The sequence below is a fragment of the Flavobacterium sp. JAS genome, assembly GCF_020991455.1.
GTDB lineage: Bacteria > Bacteroidota > Bacteroidia > Flavobacteriales > Flavobacteriaceae > Flavobacterium.
The window spans coordinates 355,815-371,914 of record NZ_JAJMOX010000003.1; the positions used below are offsets into that span (position 1 = coordinate 355,815).

Here is a 16,100-nt window from a genome sequence, read left to right on the forward strand (position 1 = left end):
ATTTCTGAATAATTTACGAAACCACTTCTTCTAAATTTTTATCAAAAGTACGTTTTCCGAAAATTGTTTCTAAGTCATCTTTAAAAATAACTTCTTTTTCAATTAATATATCAGCAAGCTGATTTAACTTGTCTTTGTTTTCTTCTAAAATTTGAATAGCTCTTTTGTATTGGCCTTCAATTAATTCTGAAATTTCAGCATCAATAATTTTTGCTGTCTCGTCAGAATATGGTTTTGAGAAGTTGTATTCGCTTTGTCCTGTTGAATCGTAATAAGTAACATTTCCGATTTTATCATTCAAACCGTAAATAGTTACCATAGCACGAGCCTGACGTGTAACTTTTTCTAAATCGCTCAATGCACCAGTCGAAATTCTGTCAAAAGTTACTTTTTCTGCAGCTCTTCCGCCCATAGTAGCACACATTTCGTCTAACATTTGATCTGTTCTAACGATTTGTCTCTCTTCCGGTAAGTACCAAGCCGCTCCTAAACTTTGTCCACGAGGTACAATAGTTACTTTAATAAGCGGTGCAGCATGTTCTAACATCCAGCTTACAGTAGCGTGACCAGCTTCGTGAATAGCAATTGCTCTTTTCTCTTCTGGAGTAATGATTTTGTTTTTCTTTTCAAGACCACCAATGATTCTGTCAACAGCATCAAGGAAATCTTGTTTGTCTACTGCAGTTTTGTTGTTACGGGCAGCAATTAAGGCAGCTTCGTTACAAACGTTAGCGATATCAGCACCAGAGAATCCTGGAGTTTGTTTTGCTAAGAAATCAAGGTCAAGACCTTCTACTTTTTTGATAGGAGCTAAGTGTACAGCAAAAATTTCAGCTCTTTCACGAATGTCCGGTAAGTCAACAAAAATTTGTCTGTCAAAACGTCCAGCACGCATTAAAGCTTTGTCAAGAACATCAGCTCTGTTGGTTGCAGCCAAAACAATTACGTTAGAGTTTGTACCAAAACCATCCATTTCTGTTAGTAATTGGTTCAAAGTGTTTTCTCTTTCGTCATTTCCGCCTGACATATTACTTTTTCCTCTAGCTCTACCTACAGCATCGATTTCATCAATGAAGATAATAGCAGGAGATTTTTCTTTAGCTTGTTTAAATAAGTCACGAACACGTGAAGCACCAACGCCTACAAACATCTCTACGAAATCAGAACCTGATAAAGAGAAAAATGGAACCTGAGCCTCACCGGCAACAGCTTTTGCAAGCAAAGTTTTACCAGTTCCCGGAGGTCCTACAAGTAAAGCTCCTTTCGGGATTTTACCTCCAAGATTCGTGTATTTTTCAGGGTTTTTCAGGAATTCTACAATTTCTTGTATTTCTTCTTTAGCACCTTCTAAACCGGCAACATCTTTAAATGTAGTTTTGATGTCAGTTTTCTCGTCAAACAATTTAGCTTTAGATTTTCCAATGTTAAAGATTTGTCCGCCACCGCCACCTGCGCCACCTGACATTTTACGCATAATAAAAATCCATACACCAATAATGATGATGATTGGAAGCAGACTAATTAAAATATCGCTCCAATTGTTTTTCTGCAAGAAATTAAAATCTTTCAGTTTGCCTTCGCCAACTGCTTTTTCTAATTTAGTTTGAAAAATCTGATCGTTACCAATTTCTAAAGTATAGTGAGGACCTTTGTTAGGTCTTTCAAAAATATCTTTAGCTACTTTTTTATTTGCAGGATCTTTAAGAGCCGCTTGTGTTAAGTATACTTCAGCTTCAGCTTTATTATAAACGATAACTTTTTCAATTTGTCCTTTTTCTAATAATACATTAAATTTAGAAGACGTTAATTGAGCAGGTTCGCTTAAGTTAGATCCTCCGGTTGCAAAACTTATAAATAAAAAAACTAAAAGTATTGCGGTATATATTAACCAAGGACTTATTTTAAATTTACTCGGATTTGGATTATTATCTTTAGCCATTAGAAAAAATTTTCTTTAGTATTTGTTTTCGATTGTAGTTATTTTGGCGTCACCCCAAAGGCTTTCGATATTATAGTATTCACGAATGTGTTTCTGGAAAACATGTACCACGATATGCACATAGTCCATTAGAACCCATTCTGCATTATCGGTTCCTTCTACGTGCCAAGGTTTATCTTTTAAGTCTTTAGATACTGTTTTTTGAATTGAGTTTACAATGGCGTTAACTTGGGTATTAGAGCTTCCGTTGCAAATGACAAAATAGTCACAAACAGCCGTGTCTATTTCTCTTAAGTCAAGAATATCGATATCATTTCCTTTTACTTCTTCAATCCCTTTGATTATGTTCGCCAATAGAACATCATTATTAATCGTCTTTTTCGCCATGAATTATTTTATATGAATTTGTAAAGTTACCAAATTTTGTGATTATTTTTGAACCTTAACAAAATATTAAATTAAGTTATTTAAATTACTTAGATGAAGCTAATCAAACTCGATGCCATAGATTCAACAAATGATTTCTTAAAATCATTGTCAAGCCAAGATGAACTTGATAATTTCACTGTCGTAACAGCTGAAAATCAGACAAAAGGCAAGGGGCAAATGGGGGCGAAGTGGGAGTCTGAATCAGGTAAAAACTTAATTATGAGTGCCTTGGTAAAGGATTTCTTATACGATAATGAGCAGTTTTTTAATCTGAGCATAGTAGTTTCATTAGCGGTAATAGAGGTCTTAAAAACGTTAAATATTTCTGATTTAAGTATAAAATGGCCAAACGACATTATGTCATACAATAAGAAAATTGGTGGCATACTAATCGAAAATACCATTAAAAGTGATGGCAGGATCGTGTCAGTTGTCGGATTAGGACTAAATGTCAACCAAACTAATTTTGATCAATTGCCAAATGCATCTTCAATGGCAGTCATTGCCGGAAATACTTTTGATAAAGATGCTCTGCCAGCCTTAATTGTCGGAAAAATGCAAGAAAAAATCGAATTATGGCCAACTAATTCTGAGGATTTCTGGATAACTTATTTTGAGACTTTATTCCGAAAAGGGGTTCCAATGCCATTCAAAATCCTAGATCCCGAATTCTCTGGGCAAAATTTCATGGGAATTATTCAGGGCGTTTCTTCCGTTGGAAAAATTCAAATTTTATTAGAAGACGATTCTGTTTCAGAATTCGATATCAAAGAGGTTCAGATGCTTTACTGAGGTACAAAGTTGCAAAGGTTCAGAGGTTTATCTTAGGGGCGCATATATGTTTGCGTCATTATCATACGAAAAGGTTTTGAGGTTTGGTTTAACTTAGAGACGTACAGCAGTGCGTCTAACTTGTTTTTTACTGAAGTGTTTAAAAGGTATTTTTAAAATCGAATCAGTGTAAATCTGTTCTATCCGTTAAATCCGCGTGCCATTTTCATCAATTTAAGCCTTCACTAATTTATCCGCTTTTGGAGCTATTTTTCTATTCCAATAAAAGATGTAAATAGTTCCCAAAATAGAAGGTGTCATCCATGCAATTGCATTTCCAATACCAATTCCGGCAACAATAAATGCGGTTATTGACGCAATCAAAGCTCCAATCATTTTTCCGATGTGTTTAGAAAGCCAGCTTTTATTGGATACCGAAAGGTTTTTGAAAAACATAAAATCCTTAACCGTCATATAAAAACCGAAACCACCGAAGAAAGTAAACAAAATACCATTTTCAACAGCATTTAGTTGGCAATATAACCCAATCGAAATCATTATTACAGAAAAGAACAACATACTTCCCGAAATTAATTTATCAATAAAATTGGCCTCTGTTTTGCGTTTAAACCTTAAAAATCGATTTCCGGAAATAACCAGATATATGGTAAACAATCCAATTAAGAATAAAAAAATATTCTGATGTTTAGGCATCCAGCAAATCGGAATAGAAATTAGAGAACTTGTTACCATTCCTATAGAAAATAGTTTACCCATTTTCTTATGCAATGATCCTCCTTTTTTGACTATGATACTTCCCATTCCGGTAATAAGTCCAATTCCTCCAAAGAAGGCGTGAATGTAAATTAAAATCTTGATAGTTGCTTCCATTTTTAGGTTTGTTAGTTTAATGGATCAAACTTCGATCAATAATTTATCTTACAATAATTAATAGTTCCGAACTGTATTTTTTTGAGGATGAATCGTTTTTTTTGAAGTTCTAAGAGACTAAGTGGCTGAGTTTTTTTAAATAATCTCGCAAAGGCGCAGAGTTGCAAAGTTTAATTTTCTTTACCTCTTAGCGCCTTCGTGGCAAAAAAAAGCCCGATCGTTAAATCAGGCTTTTAAATTTTATGTAAATCGAGAATTAATAATCAACAATTATAATTTTGTCATATTAGTTGCCAAAGTCTCGATGAATTTGCTAATAGGTCCTTTGATCATCATTGCCATCATTGGGTTAAATTCACCTTCAAATTGCAATTGAACAGCACTTTCGGCATCTGAAACACTATCGATATTCGAAACCAAAGTAAAAGGAAGTTTATCACTTGCAGCTCCCAAAACAATTTTGTTTGGTGCTACTTTTTCCTTCATTTTAAGTTTTATTTCCGGCATACCTTTCAATCCAAAAATAAAAGCATCCTCGCCAATCACTTCAAATTTAGCGATATTCTCCGGCATTAATTTTTCAAAATTCCTAACATCAGTCAATAAATCAAATAAATCTTGAGCTGATTTCTGAACAGTAACTTTTGGACTTTCTAAGTTCATATATTTTTTTGTTTTTGTTGTTGTTTTTTTACCGCAAAGACGCAAGGTTTTTTCTTCACTTTGGCTTTATAAACGCAAAGTTCGCAAAGCAGGATTTAATAAATTCCAAAAAAGAGCGAAGCGATTTTTTAATAAAATCTAAAATCTAAAATCTAAAATCTAAAATCTAAAATCTAAAATCTAAAATCTAAAATCTAAAATCTAAAATCTAAAATCTAAAATCTAAAATCTAAAAATTACTCCTCTTGTCCCCAAGTCGATGGAATTGCATTCCATTCCTGCAAAGTAGATTGTTGCTCTTCAGTGATATATTGTTTTTGAACCGCTAAATCCAATAAATTTTCGTAATTACTTAACGTATACAAATCGATATTAGCATTTTTAAAGTTTTCTTCGGCTACACTAAAACCATACGTAAAAATCGCCGCCATACCTTTAATATTAGCACCTTCGTTGCGTAAAGCTTCCACAGCCATCAAACTACTGTTTCCGGTACTAATTAAATCTTCAACGACAACCACGTTTTGACCTTTTTGTAAAAAACCTTCAACTTGGTTCTGTCTTCCGTGTTTTTTTGCTTCAGGACGCACATATACAAATGGCAATCCAAGGCTTTCGGCAACAAGAATCCCAACACCTATGGCACCTGTAGCAACACCGGCAATGACATCTGGTTTCCCAAATTGTTTTTCAATATTTTTCGCGAACTCATCACGAACATAATTTCGGATGATCGGAAATGAAAGAATTAACCTATTATCGCAGTAAATAGGAGATTTCCAGCCAGAAGCCCATGTAAAAGGATTTTCTGGATTCAATTTAATTGCATTTATTTGCAAAAGCAATTCGGCTGTTTTTTCGGCAGTATCTTTATTAAAAATCATAGTACAAATGTATAAAGTTTTTGTGAACGACAAACCACTTTTTTTGACAAATGAAATCTCAAGAGAGACTAATTTTCAATTATTCCTATTAGAGAGTATTGATATCGAGCAGCTTATAGTGAAAATATTTCAAAATAAAATTCAAAAGGCTTACTTATATCATCCCGACGAAAAGGAAATAATGAAGACATTAAAAGCCAAAATTCCTGTAAGTAAAGCGGGAGGAGGCTTTGTGTACAATAAAAAAGGCGAGGTTTTATTCATCTTCAGAAACGGAAAATGGGATCTCCCAAAAGGTGGAATTGAGAAAGGCGAGGAGATTGAGGCCACTGCCATGCGCGAAGTCGAAGAGGAAACTGGTGTAAACAAACTTAGAATCACCAATAAACTTCAAAAAACCTACCACGTTTTTAAACGCAACGGAAAATACAAACTAAAAATCACACATTGGTTCGAAATGTATTCTGATTTCGAAGGAACTCCACAAGGTCAAGCCGAAGAAGGTATCGAAAAAGTTGCCTGGTTAAATCCTGAACAAATCAAAGAGGCACTAAAAAACTCTTACGAAAATATTAAACTATTATTTGAAGAAGAAACTGAGGTTAAAGTAGAATAAAAGCTTGGGATATAAATCTAAGTGTCTTAATACAAGAAGCTTATTGCTATAGATTTGCAGTTTTCGTTAATGTTTTAAGATCTAACAATTGTATTTTTCGTCCTTCTACCCAAATAAGCTTATCCTCTTTAAATTCGTGAAGAACCCTTGCTAAGGTTTCATTTACGGTGCCAGCCATATTTGCTAAATCTGCTCGGGATAACATAATAAAAACAATTTTTTCAGTATCACATGTTTTGTATTTATTATGCAATATCAGTAAACTAAGAGCAACCCGTTCTCTAACGGTTCTCTGTGATAAAACGGCCAAAAGATTAACCATTACACTAAATTCATGGCTTAAGCTTTTTAATAATAATCTGGAGAATACAATAGAAATATTAAGTATATTCAAAAAGTCATCCTTAGAAATAAATGATATTAAGGTATTTTCTATAGCAACCGTTGTATCACCATAAGTTTCTTCACTAAAATAGCTGCATATCCAAAAAATTCGCCTGAATTGTAGATATGTACAATTTGTTCTCTACCATCATTATCGGCTTTGTACTTTTTGACTTTGCCATTTTTAACATAAAAAATACCGGTGGGTAAGGTACCTTCTGTAAATATCGCTTCATTTTTTCGATATTTTTTATCTTTCATTACTTTCTCGAGCAAGTCCTTATCATGTTTAGGAAGCTCATCTAAAAGATATTGATTGTTAAAAGTAAATTTTGAAATCATAGGTTAATCAAAAATACATTATTTTTTCCGTAGTATTTAATTCTTGATTTAAATCAAATTTAAAGTTTGTCTTAATCATTATATCTTGTTTTCGAATAACCTAATTTTACTGAAAAACGACGTATGTTTATACCTAAAAGCCTTTATTATACTGAAAATCATTTATGGTTACGACAAATAGGATTATGGGATTTTTATATTGGGATAACAGATTATGCACAACACAAAATTGGTAAAATTGAGTTAATAGAATTAGAATTCAAGAACATTACAATGCAAAAAGATATAACGTTTGGTATTATTCATGGAATAAACCAAAAATTAAATTTTATAGCTCCATTAGATTGTGAAATTCTGGTAATCAACCCTGTATTACAGGAAAATATATCGTTAATTAATAAAAACTCTTATGAACATTGGTTTTTAAGAGTGAGAATTAATATACATAGAGATAATTTTTTATCTAATCTAGAATACAAACATCTAATAAAAAATGATTTTTAAATCCTTAAAACAAAATATAGATATAGAAGACGATAAGTTTAATGAGCTGTATTCTGTTCGAATTAAAAGACTATCTAAACGGCATTGGACACCAGTTGCTATTGCCAAAATTGCTGCAGATTATTTAGTTGATAAACCAAATAAAAAAGTATTAGATATTGGAGCCGGGGTAGGTAAATTTTGTTTAGTTGGAGCCGCTACCACAAAAGGTTTTTTTTATGGTGTTGAGCAAAGAGCATCACTTACAAAATTATCCAAAAAAATAGCCGAAAAACATAATATTAATAATGTAGAATTTATTCATTCAAATATTACTGAAATTTCTTTTTCTGATTACGATGCATTTTATTTCTACAATTCTTTTTTTGAGAATATTGATACTTCATGCCCAATCGACAAAACCATACTTCCTAAAAATGAATTGTTTCTTACATATTCTAATTATGTGAGAGATCAATTAAATAAAACACCTAAAAATACCAGACTTGTCACCTATTGGAGTACCTGGGAAGAAATACCAGAAAGTTTTGATTTAAAATATTCAGCTTGTGACGGGGTATTAAATTTCTGGAAGAAAATGTCTTAATTAGTTTATAAACATTATGTTTTCAACTTATTCAAAATAAAAAACTTAGAACCTTAGTTGCTTAGAAGCTTTATCAGGGCGTGCCACCATTTAAGAAAAGGCCAAATAAACTTTGCGCTCATTGGGCCTTTCCTTAAATGCTGTCGGGCTAGCCGCGCTACTTCGGTAGCTAGCTTCTATCCCTCACGCGAGCTACACTTTATGATTAGTTCCAAGTTTCAGGTTTTAAGGTTCTTCGCTAGCGCTAGCAGGAGTTAATTTATGAGTTCATTTATTAATTCAATTTTTTGATCAATATATTTTACGATTTCTTTTGGTTTCATTTCATTATCTTTAAAACCAAAAATATCGTTAACGCAATTTCCACAATGTTCATCTATTTCGTTTGCTTTGTTTCCACATTCGCAATTCCAAACTTCCCTCTCTTTTGATGATAATAAATGTTTTTTTAATGATATTTCACCTCTTTCTTTAAAATTTGATATTATAAAATTTTTAATTTGATTTAAGTTTTCTGTATCACTTTTATTGTAAAATGGTTTGTCATAAGTAACTATTTTAAGACCAATTTTTTGTTTCTTGAAATCTGAATTTTTAAGTAAACTTATACTTCTATTACCATTAAATAGGTTTAAAATATTTATTATTCTAGAGAGATACAAGGCAATTCTATGATTGGTTTCAGTTTCAATTTTATCATACAATAAATTCGTTCGCTTGTTTTCTTCAAGAGACTCTAAATAAGTTATAAAATTTTTATTAAATGTGTTAGTAGTATCTAAGACTGATTGGAAGCTCTCTATTTCAGAAGAATAATTTTTTAGCAAGAATGGAAAAACTTCATCAATCTGATTTGATGTTATAAAATTCCACGTTTCTTCATCATAATAAGTTAAGCTTCCATTTTTTGTTTTTTCTATAATATCTTTTTTTTGTCTTAGATTGTTTATTTTTTCAACTCCCACGTTTTCAAATTTCTCATCTGTTATTGATAGTGGATTTATTTTTTGATCTTTTTCAATAATAACAGCCGTACCGATAGCAGTTAGCATAAACATAGATTTACCTTTTCCTGAAATTTCATCCATATCTATACTTAATCCAATAATACAATTAGCACCAATTTCGTACGCATTATATTTTATTCTTTCAATAGCTTCGTTATAAAGTGAAGATAGTTGCTTTTGATATGAATGTGATCGACCGCCAAAAACATCAGTTAGCCCACCTAAAAAATCGCTAAAAATATTAGTTCCGGCAACAATGTGCGCACAAACTGGTTTTAAATGCTTTTTTATTTTTAAGCCTTCTGTCCCAGAAGTTGTAATGACCAAAATATCTTTAACGTTTGACATATTTGCTTTTTATTTATAATTGTTTATATCAATAATATTCTATATTCAAATATAGGGTTTCATTTGGGAGTAGTATTATGGAAAACCATAAAGGCATTGAAATTTAGTTTTATCTTTGTCAAAGGTCAAAACTTTGACAAAGGTCTACACGTACAGCTTTGCGACCTCAGCGTTTTTCAATGTCACTCAAAATAAAAAATATTAGCTCCCGATAGCTATCGGGATTGCGGTTAAAAAACTCTGCGTTTAAATTCATAAAACCCGATAAACAGGATATTGCAAATGAGCCTTTTCATAATAAACTGAATGTTTGTAAATCCAGTCTAATTGTGCAGCAGAATTTTTAGCAAACTCAAGGTCATTTTGTTTTTTAGTTTCTAATTCGGCTTTTAAAACTGGATTATCTTTCAGTAATTTAGCAGCCGTATCTTCAAAAATATATTCAGAATAATGTTCTTTTTGCTGTAGAATTGGATCAAAGAAATTCCAATTAAAAAAAGAATCAACACCTTCAGGTTCAAAAGCTTCAACTAAGTATTTTACACCTTTTTGGTTTGTTTGAATTAGGTAGTCTCCTTTGGCAAAAGCCATTTTTACAACTTTAGAATTTATACTAGTATTGTAGTGTAAATAATGCCCTTCATAAGCATTCGAAACCGTTTTAAAATCGGCAATTTTATAGCTTTCAACCTCAACAATAGTATCGTTTTTAAATTGAGAATAGGTAACGTTGTTATTCTTTAGCAGCTCAATAATATTCCAATAACCACGCGGAATGATATAAGCAAAAGGAATAACAACATCTTTTACCGATTTGAATTCTTTGATATATGGAACATCTTTTTTATATGGTTTGCTTCGGTCATAATACAAACGATTTCCAGTTGTGGCTTCGCTTTTTTTGTAGCCTGCTTCATATCCTAAAAACGAAAATTTAGTTGCTTTTGTGCTGTCCAATTCCCATTTTAAAGTATACGGCTTTTTAGGCTGATATTGTTCCAGGTTTTTAATTCTAAGGGCTTTGATTTTTTGATAATTTGCATCTGTAAAATCCAAAGTTGATTTGGTGTATTCGTAAGTCATTTTTACACGTTCGACGTATTTTTTCAGCATGTGCGTTTCGACTACAAAACCAATCGTATTAAACAATGAAGTGTAGCCCGTTGTATACCTCGGACTGTCTACAAACTGTCCAAAACCTTTGTCGGGAGTATCTTTAAAAGAATCTACATAAGGCGTTGTTTCAATTTTCTTTTGCTGTAAATCTTTTACCAAAGCCGGCATCATTTCGGTATTCATAAAATCACCCAAAACAGTTCCTAATTTGTTATGTTGCGTCATAATATAGGTTAGTTTGTATTGATAATCAGATCCATTGCTTACGTGATTGTCAATAAAAACATCGGGATTTATTTTCTGAAAAATTTCCACAAAACTCTTTGTATTTCGAGTGTCCGATTTCATTAAATCACGATTCAAATCATAGTTTCTGGCGTTTCCTCTAAAACCGTAAATTTCCGGTCCATCCTGATTGGCTCTCGTAGTCGAATTTCGATTCAAAGCTCCGCCAATATTATAAACCGGAATGGTAACCAAAACCGTATTTTTAGGCGCTTTTAGTTTTCCAATTGCCAGATCTCTGTAGAATTGCATAGTGGCGTCGATTCCGTCAGGTTCTCCGGCGTGAATTCCGTTATTGATAAAAAGCACCGCTTTGTTCTTCTGAATTTTTTCAAAATCAAATTCCTTTTCCGGATTATAAACTACCATGTGCAACGGTTCACCGGAATCAGTCAAACCCATTTCCTTAATTTGAATCGTCGGGAAATCATTGGCAAGAAGTTTATAATACTTTATAGTTTCTTCATACGAAGCCGATTGATTTCCGTTTCCTTTCTCAAGAAAAGTGTCGTATTTTTTATTGTTTTGAGCGAAAGTAGCTATGGTGAAAAGTAAAAAGGAAAATGTGAAAAGTTTCATGGTTTGGGTTTTAATAGAAAAATCAAATATAATTAAATTTCGTTTCAGGTTTTTGTTTGTTTCAGGTTTCAAGTTGAAATGAGAGTAGAGTTAGTTTGAGATTTTACCGCAAAGCGCGCAAAGGTTTACGCAAAGTTCGCAAAGCTATATTCGCATAGCTTTGCGACCTTTGCGTTTGTCAACACATTTAGAGTAAAAAAAACTTTGCGCACTTTGCGGTTAAATTTTTTATTCGCATTTCAACTTGAAACTTTAAACCTGAAACAAACAAAAACCTGAAACAACTTTTTTTGACTACTTTTGCAAAATGAATAAAAAACACCATTCCAACAACATACTTTCGAATTTAGGAATTGAGACCCTAAACGAAATGCAAGAAGTAGCGCAAGATGCTATTTTAAACGATAACAATGTTTTACTGCTTTCTCCAACAGGATCAGGAAAAACTTTGGCTTTTTTGTTACCAGTTTTAGAATTATTACAGCCTGAAATTCTTTCGGTTCAATGTTTAATTTTAGTGCCTTCACGCGAATTAGGTTTGCAAATTGAGCAGGTTTGGAAGAAAATGGGAACACAATATAAAGTAAACATCTGTTATGGAGGTCACTCGATTGATACTGAAATCAAGAATTTGAGTAATCCGCCTGCAGTTTTAATTGGAACTCCGGGAAGAATTGCAGATCATATTGACAGAGATACTTTTCGTACAGACAAAATTCAGACTTTGATTTTGGATGAATTTGACAAATCATTGCAATTGGGTTTCCATGAGCAAATGTCTTATATCATTGGAAAATTAACGAAGCTGAACAAGCGTGTTTTGGTTTCGGCAACTTCAGATATTGAGATTCCGAGATATACGAGAGTTGTTAATCCGACTGTTTTGGATTTTATTCCTGAGGAAGAAGAAAAAGCAAATCTTTCGATGAAAATGGTTGTTTCACCATCAAAAGATAAATTAGAAAGTTTATTCAATTTGATTTGTTCGTTGAAATCGCAATCGGCTATTATTTTTTGTAATCACCGTGATGCGGCAGAAAGAATTAGCGACACTCTAAACGAAAAAGGAATCTACGCTACCTATTATCATGGCGGAATGGATCAGGATGAACGTGAGCGTGCTTTGATTCAGTTTAGAAACGGAAGTATGAGTTACTTAATTACAACCGATTTGGCTGCTCGTGGTTTGGATATTCCGGAAATGAAACACGTAATTCATTATCATTTACCTCTTAAAGAAGACGAATTTACACATCGTAACGGCCGTACGGCGCGTATGCAAGCATCTGGAACGGCGTATATTATCATTCACGAAAGTGAAAAACAATTGGATTATATCGACTACGGAATGGAAGTTCTGAAAGTTGAAAACACTACCACTTTGCCAAAACCACCCGAATATCAGACAATCTATATTAGTGGCGGAAAGAAAACAAAACTGAATAAAATCGACATTGTTGGTTTCTTTTCTCAAAAAGGTAAACTTGAAAAAGGTGACTTAGGTTTAATCGAAGTGAAAGATTTTATTTCGTTTGCAGCGGTCAGATTTAATAAAGTAAAAGACTTGCTTAAAAATATCAAAGACGAAAAAATGAAAGGCAAGAAATTCAAAATTGAAGTCGCCAGAAAAGTGGTGAAGAAAGAGGAGGAAAGATAGTTTTTTGTTTCAAGTTCTCTTTGATTCGCTATTTTTTGATGTGATTTTTTATCAAAATTTTGAACTTCTGCAAAGTTTAGAAGGTGAAATTGTAGTAAAATATCGCTGATTATGGTGCGTTTTAGGCTTTGATAGTGCTAAATTTAATTCATATTTACAATGGATTTATGTGTTAAAGTTGGTTTAATTTGTTGAATTTCAATATTTTGATTGGATATTGTGTGATGTTTAGGTCAATTTTGAACAACAATCGTAATTTAATGTTAATAAATTAACGATTAAGGTTTTAATTTATCATAATTTCTGCGTTTCTTGTGCTGGTAAATAATAAACCCCAAATTAATTATGAAAAGAATTATTACGATTGCCGTTTTATTGTTGAGTGTTGTCTCTTTCGCACAAATTAAAGTTCTGGAAACTGTTCCAGTGGAGAAACTAGGAAAAGTAAATAACAACTACATTCAGAAAATCGGAGATGAATATACTGTATACTACACAAGTATTCAAAACGATGATGAAGAAGGTTCAAGTTTGAGAAAATTTACGTTTAAAAACGTTAATAATGATTACGCAAGCCTTTACAGTATTATCATGAATGGTTTTGGTGCAAGCCCGTTATATGATATTAAATTAGAATTACCTAACAATTATATCTGGTTGCATTACACAGGAAGTGTTCTTCCAGAAAAAGCGACAGTTCAGTTCATGGTTGCGAGTAAAGAGGCTTCTTCTGCAACAAGTAGTATTTCTGAGCCATTTGTAAAAGATCAGATCAATAAATTATTCCAAAAATAATTTACTTTAAGTATAAAACTAAAAAAGGCTATTCAGATTTTGAATAGCCTTTTTTGTTTGGTTTTAAGTTTGTTTTGTTTCAGGTTTCTTTTGTTTCAAGTTTAAAAAAACTTTGAATCTTTGTCCCTTTGAACCTTAAAGAAAAATTATATTTTCTTCACGTATTGTGTTATAATTACAATTTGCTGACCATCAACTTTTCCTTCAATATATTCGGCGTTTTCGTGGTCTAAACGGATGTTACGTACTGCTGTTCCTTGTTTGGCAACCATACTTGATCCTTTTACTTTTAGATCTTTGATTAAAACTACAGAATCTCCGTGTTCTAAAATTACACCATTACTATCACGGTGAATGATTTTGTTTTCGTCATCTTCGCCTTCACCAGTTGCTTGTGCCCAAGCCAATGTATCTTCGTCTAAATACATCATGTCTAGTAATTCCTGAGGCCATCCCGCAGAACGCAAGCGACTTAACATTCTCCAGGCTACCACTTGCACGGCAACATTTTCATTCCACATACTGTCATTCAAACATCTCCAGTGATTTAAATCGACATTGTCCGGGTTTTCAATTTGGTCAACACAGGTACTGCATGCCATTACACTTTCGTCAAGACCACCTTTTTGAGTTGGTAATACTTGATATACTTTTAGGTTTTCCTCAGCGCCACAAAGTTCACATTTAGATCCGCTACGTTTGTTTAATTCTCTTTCGATGCTCATTATTTCTGTTTATTTAAAATGCGAAACTACTTATAATTGCTTTCGCTTGCAAGTTAATGTTTTTATGTTTTTTTTGGCCCGCAGATTTTACGGGTTGAACGGATTAACACTAATTTTTATATAGTAAATAGTGGTCTATTTATAGTCAACTATCCAGTTTATAATATCATCTAAAGCATTATCGTCTATTTGATATAATGTGTTATATTCTTTTGTTTTCTTCCAGGAGTCAGTACCAGTTCGTAAAAAGTGATTTAATCCGTTTAGAGTTTTGACTTCTATGTTTTTATTATTTAAATCATTTAACAATCCGGCTGTTTTTTTGCATTCAAAGAAGCTATCATTGGTACCAGCAATAAAAAGCATAGGAATCTGTAAATTTTGAAAAAGTTCTTTTGTGCTTACTTTTATTTTAGGGTTAGCGTTTGAACTATATTGAGGCTGATTAAATTTATGAAATTTTTCTATTGGTGTCGACATCAGAATTAAAAAATCCATTTTAAGACCTTCTTGATAAGCATCAATTGTAGCAATTCCGCCTAAACTATGCCCTAAAACACCAATGTGTTTTTTAGATAAGCTGTCGATTTTTTGAATGTTGTTTAAAGCATAATAAAGATCTCTGATAATTTGATCGACACTAAAATTAACTTCTCCGCCAGATTTTCCAACTCCTCTATCGTCAAAACGATACACTGCAATTCCTTTTTTTAATAATTCTTCTGCAATAACATAATGTGAGTTGCGGGTATTTTGACCGCTTCCCGGTGTAATGACAACGATTTTAGAATATTCCGTTTTAGGGAATATTAAAGTACCGCCCAATTTTACATCTTCTTCGGAATCAATAAAATCAATGTCCTTACTATTATATAATTCAGGATGTTCTATTTCTTTTTCGAAATCAGATTTGTTTTGGCTAATTGATTTGTTAAATGAAATTAAAAGAAAAATTAGAATTACTTTTTTAAATGAGAAATTAAGGATTTTAGTAAAATGCTTATATCTCATTTTATTTCTTCACCCTAACAGAATCCGGAACCAGCATTTCATATTCACCGCCATTTCGCAGTACATCGCGAACAATACTTGAGCTTATGTAAGATGTTCTTGCAGCGGTTAATAAAAATACCGTTTCGATTTTCGAAAGTCTTCTATTAGTATGTGCGATAGCCTTTTCAAATTCGAAATCGGCGGGATTGCGCAAACCTCTTAAAATGAAATTGGCTTTTTGTTTTTTTGCTAAATCTATTGTTAAACCTTCATAAGTAATAACGGAGATTTTTGGTTCGTCTTTGAAGGTTTCTTCGATAAAACGCTTTCTTTCTTCAAGAGAAAACATGTATTTTTTTTCGGCATTGACACCAATTGCAATTACAATTTCGTCAAATAGAGAAACTCCTCTTTTGATAATATCTTCGTGACCTAGGGTAATTGGGTCAAATGATCCCGGGAATATGGCTTTTCGCATTTTTTTTCTTTTTGAGGTTCTGAGTCTCTAAGTTCCTAAGGTTTTATTTTTTTGTCATTTCGACGGAGGAGAAATGACAATATTGTGTTGCATTTATGTATAAAAAAA

General features: G+C 32.6%; 18 protein-coding genes. 6 read left to right on the forward strand and 12 right to left on the reverse strand.

Features of this window, described 5'->3' with window-relative positions; all coding sequences use genetic code 11:
• Positions 1-13: 13 nt before the first annotated feature.
• Together ftsH and rsfS are read right to left on the reverse strand one after the other, a co-directional pair.
• Positions 14-1,939 (reverse strand): ATP-dependent zinc metalloprotease FtsH, encoded by a 1,926-nt coding sequence (ftsH, locus tag LPB88_RS05565; protein WP_230713323.1) that lies wholly within the window; start codon positions 1,937-1,939, stop codon positions 14-16.
• Between the two features lie 15 nt (positions 1,940-1,954).
• Entirely contained in the window at positions 1,955-2,326 is a 372-nt protein-coding gene (gene rsfS, locus LPB88_RS05570) for a ribosome silencing factor (RefSeq protein WP_007809313.1), read from the reverse strand.
• Positions 2,327-2,419: 93 nt separating this feature from the next.
• On the opposite strand from rsfS, the gene LPB88_RS05575 reads away from it, so the two are divergent.
• Positions 2,420-3,160, forward strand: a complete 741-nt coding sequence (locus tag LPB88_RS05575; protein WP_230713325.1) for a biotin--[acetyl-CoA-carboxylase] ligase — start codon at positions 2,420-2,422, stop codon at positions 3,158-3,160.
• A gap of 213 nt (positions 3,161-3,373) precedes the next feature.
• Here LPB88_RS05575 and LPB88_RS05580 read toward each other — a convergent pair whose 3' ends face one another.
• The 3 genes from LPB88_RS05580 to pyrE form a co-directional block, all read right to left on the reverse strand.
• Positions 3,374-4,030 (reverse strand): hypothetical protein, encoded by a 657-nt coding sequence (locus LPB88_RS05580; RefSeq protein WP_230713327.1) that lies wholly within the window; start codon positions 4,028-4,030, stop codon positions 3,374-3,376.
• A gap of 270 nt (positions 4,031-4,300) precedes the next feature.
• Positions 4,301-4,693, reverse strand: a complete 393-nt coding sequence (locus LPB88_RS05585; protein WP_230713329.1) for an SRPBCC family protein — start codon at positions 4,691-4,693, stop codon at positions 4,301-4,303.
• A 236-nt stretch (positions 4,694-4,929) separates the two neighbouring features.
• Complete coding sequence (gene pyrE, locus LPB88_RS05590; RefSeq protein WP_230713331.1) at positions 4,930-5,577, reverse strand: orotate phosphoribosyltransferase; 648 nt, start codon at positions 5,575-5,577, stop codon at positions 4,930-4,932.
• 7 nt (positions 5,578-5,584) lie between these two features.
• Between pyrE and LPB88_RS05595 the strand changes: the two genes are divergently transcribed.
• Positions 5,585-6,193, forward strand: coding sequence for an NUDIX hydrolase (locus LPB88_RS05595; protein WP_230713332.1), 609 nt, complete (start codon positions 5,585-5,587; stop codon positions 6,191-6,193).
• Between the two features lie 46 nt (positions 6,194-6,239).
• On the opposite strand, the gene LPB88_RS05600 is transcribed toward LPB88_RS05595, so the two are convergent.
• Entirely contained in the window at positions 6,240-6,587 is a 348-nt protein-coding gene (locus LPB88_RS05600) for a Crp/Fnr family transcriptional regulator (protein ID WP_230713333.1), read from the reverse strand.
• Between the two features lie 38 nt (positions 6,588-6,625).
• Positions 6,626-6,919 carry a Crp/Fnr family transcriptional regulator gene (locus LPB88_RS05605; protein WP_230713336.1) on the reverse strand — a complete coding sequence of 98 codons (294 nt, stop codon included), beginning with the start codon at positions 6,917-6,919 and terminating at the stop codon, positions 6,626-6,628.
• A gap of 123 nt (positions 6,920-7,042) precedes the next feature.
• Here LPB88_RS05605 and LPB88_RS05610 point away from each other — a divergent pair, with 123 nt between their 5' ends.
• The gene (locus LPB88_RS05610) at positions 7,043-7,423 is read left to right on the forward strand and encodes a glycine cleavage system protein H (protein ID WP_230713338.1); all 381 of its coding nucleotides are present in this window, start codon (positions 7,043-7,045) and stop codon (positions 7,421-7,423) included.
• Positions 7,413-8,009 carry a class I SAM-dependent methyltransferase gene (locus tag LPB88_RS05615; RefSeq protein ID WP_230713340.1) on the forward strand — a complete coding sequence of 199 codons (597 nt, stop codon included), beginning with the start codon at positions 7,413-7,415 and terminating at the stop codon, positions 8,007-8,009. Before LPB88_RS05610 ends, LPB88_RS05615 begins: the two co-directional genes overlap by 11 nt.
• Before the next feature lie 254 nt (positions 8,010-8,263).
• On the opposite strand, the gene LPB88_RS05620 is transcribed toward LPB88_RS05615, so the two are convergent.
• Both LPB88_RS05620 and LPB88_RS05625 read right to left on the reverse strand, forming a co-directional pair.
• Positions 8,264-9,364 (reverse strand): YbjQ family protein, encoded by a 1,101-nt coding sequence (locus tag LPB88_RS05620; protein WP_230713343.1) that lies wholly within the window; start codon positions 9,362-9,364, stop codon positions 8,264-8,266.
• Between the two features lie 252 nt (positions 9,365-9,616).
• Complete coding sequence (locus LPB88_RS05625) at positions 9,617-11,344, reverse strand: M14 family metallopeptidase (protein ID WP_230713345.1); 1,728 nt, start codon at positions 11,342-11,344, stop codon at positions 9,617-9,619.
• Positions 11,345-11,651: 307 nt separating this feature from the next.
• Between LPB88_RS05625 and LPB88_RS05630 the strand changes: the two genes are divergently transcribed.
• Positions 11,652-13,001: a DEAD/DEAH box helicase gene (locus tag LPB88_RS05630; RefSeq protein ID WP_230713347.1), complete on the forward strand. Its 1,350-nt coding sequence runs from the start codon at positions 11,652-11,654 to the stop codon at positions 12,999-13,001.
• A 345-nt stretch (positions 13,002-13,346) separates the two neighbouring features.
• Complete coding sequence (locus LPB88_RS05635; protein WP_230713349.1) at positions 13,347-13,796, forward strand: hypothetical protein; 450 nt, start codon at positions 13,347-13,349, stop codon at positions 13,794-13,796.
• Between the two features lie 146 nt (positions 13,797-13,942).
• Here LPB88_RS05635 and LPB88_RS05640 read toward each other — a convergent pair whose 3' ends face one another.
• From LPB88_RS05640 to coaD, 3 genes are all read right to left on the reverse strand, one after another.
• Positions 13,943-14,521, reverse strand: coding sequence for an alkylphosphonate utilization protein (locus LPB88_RS05640; protein WP_110837795.1), 579 nt, complete (start codon positions 14,519-14,521; stop codon positions 13,943-13,945).
• A 135-nt stretch (positions 14,522-14,656) separates the two neighbouring features.
• The gene (locus LPB88_RS05645; RefSeq protein WP_230713351.1) at positions 14,657-15,532 is read right to left on the reverse strand and encodes an alpha/beta hydrolase; all 876 of its coding nucleotides are present in this window, start codon (positions 15,530-15,532) and stop codon (positions 14,657-14,659) included.
• A 1-nt stretch (position 15,533) separates the two neighbouring features.
• Positions 15,534-15,992: a pantetheine-phosphate adenylyltransferase gene (gene coaD, locus LPB88_RS05650; protein ID WP_089354416.1), complete on the reverse strand. Its 459-nt coding sequence runs from the start codon at positions 15,990-15,992 to the stop codon at positions 15,534-15,536.
• Positions 15,993-16,100 lie beyond the last annotated feature (108 nt).

Coding starts and splice junctions, on each gene's coding strand:
- pyrE (WP_230713331.1), bottom strand. CDS start 5,577: ATGATTTTTAATAAAGATACTGCCGAAAAAACAGCCGAATTGCTTTTG.
- LPB88_RS05645 (WP_230713351.1), bottom strand. CDS start 15,532: ATGAGATATAAGCATTTTACTAAAATCCTTAATTTCTCATTTAAAAAA.
- LPB88_RS05585 (WP_230713329.1), bottom strand. CDS start 4,693: ATGAACTTAGAAAGTCCAAAAGTTACTGTTCAGAAATCAGCTCAAGAT.
- LPB88_RS05620 (WP_230713343.1), bottom strand. CDS start 9,364: ATGTCAAACGTTAAAGATATTTTGGTCATTACAACTTCTGGGACAGAA.
- LPB88_RS05605 (WP_230713336.1), bottom strand. CDS start 6,919: ATGATTTCAAAATTTACTTTTAACAATCAATATCTTTTAGATGAGCTT.
- LPB88_RS05575 (WP_230713325.1), top strand. CDS start 2,420: ATGAAGCTAATCAAACTCGATGCCATAGATTCAACAAATGATTTCTTA.
- LPB88_RS05630 (WP_230713347.1), top strand. CDS start 11,652: ATGAATAAAAAACACCATTCCAACAACATACTTTCGAATTTAGGAATT.
- LPB88_RS05625 (WP_230713345.1), bottom strand. CDS start 11,344: ATGAAACTTTTCACATTTTCCTTTTTACTTTTCACCATAGCTACTTTC.
- LPB88_RS05615 (WP_230713340.1), top strand. CDS start 7,413: ATGATTTTTAAATCCTTAAAACAAAATATAGATATAGAAGACGATAAG.
- LPB88_RS05595 (WP_230713332.1), top strand. CDS start 5,585: ATGTATAAAGTTTTTGTGAACGACAAACCACTTTTTTTGACAAATGAA.
- LPB88_RS05580 (WP_230713327.1), bottom strand. CDS start 4,030: ATGGAAGCAACTATCAAGATTTTAATTTACATTCACGCCTTCTTTGGA.
- LPB88_RS05635 (WP_230713349.1), top strand. CDS start 13,347: ATGAAAAGAATTATTACGATTGCCGTTTTATTGTTGAGTGTTGTCTCT.
- rsfS (WP_007809313.1), bottom strand. CDS start 2,326: ATGGCGAAAAAGACGATTAATAATGATGTTCTATTGGCGAACATAATC.
- coaD (WP_089354416.1), bottom strand. CDS start 15,992: ATGCGAAAAGCCATATTCCCGGGATCATTTGACCCAATTACCCTAGGT.
- LPB88_RS05610 (WP_230713338.1), top strand. CDS start 7,043: ATGTTTATACCTAAAAGCCTTTATTATACTGAAAATCATTTATGGTTA.
- ftsH (WP_230713323.1), bottom strand. CDS start 1,939: ATGGCTAAAGATAATAATCCAAATCCGAGTAAATTTAAAATAAGTCCT.
- LPB88_RS05640 (WP_110837795.1), bottom strand. CDS start 14,521: ATGAGCATCGAAAGAGAATTAAACAAACGTAGCGGATCTAAATGTGAA.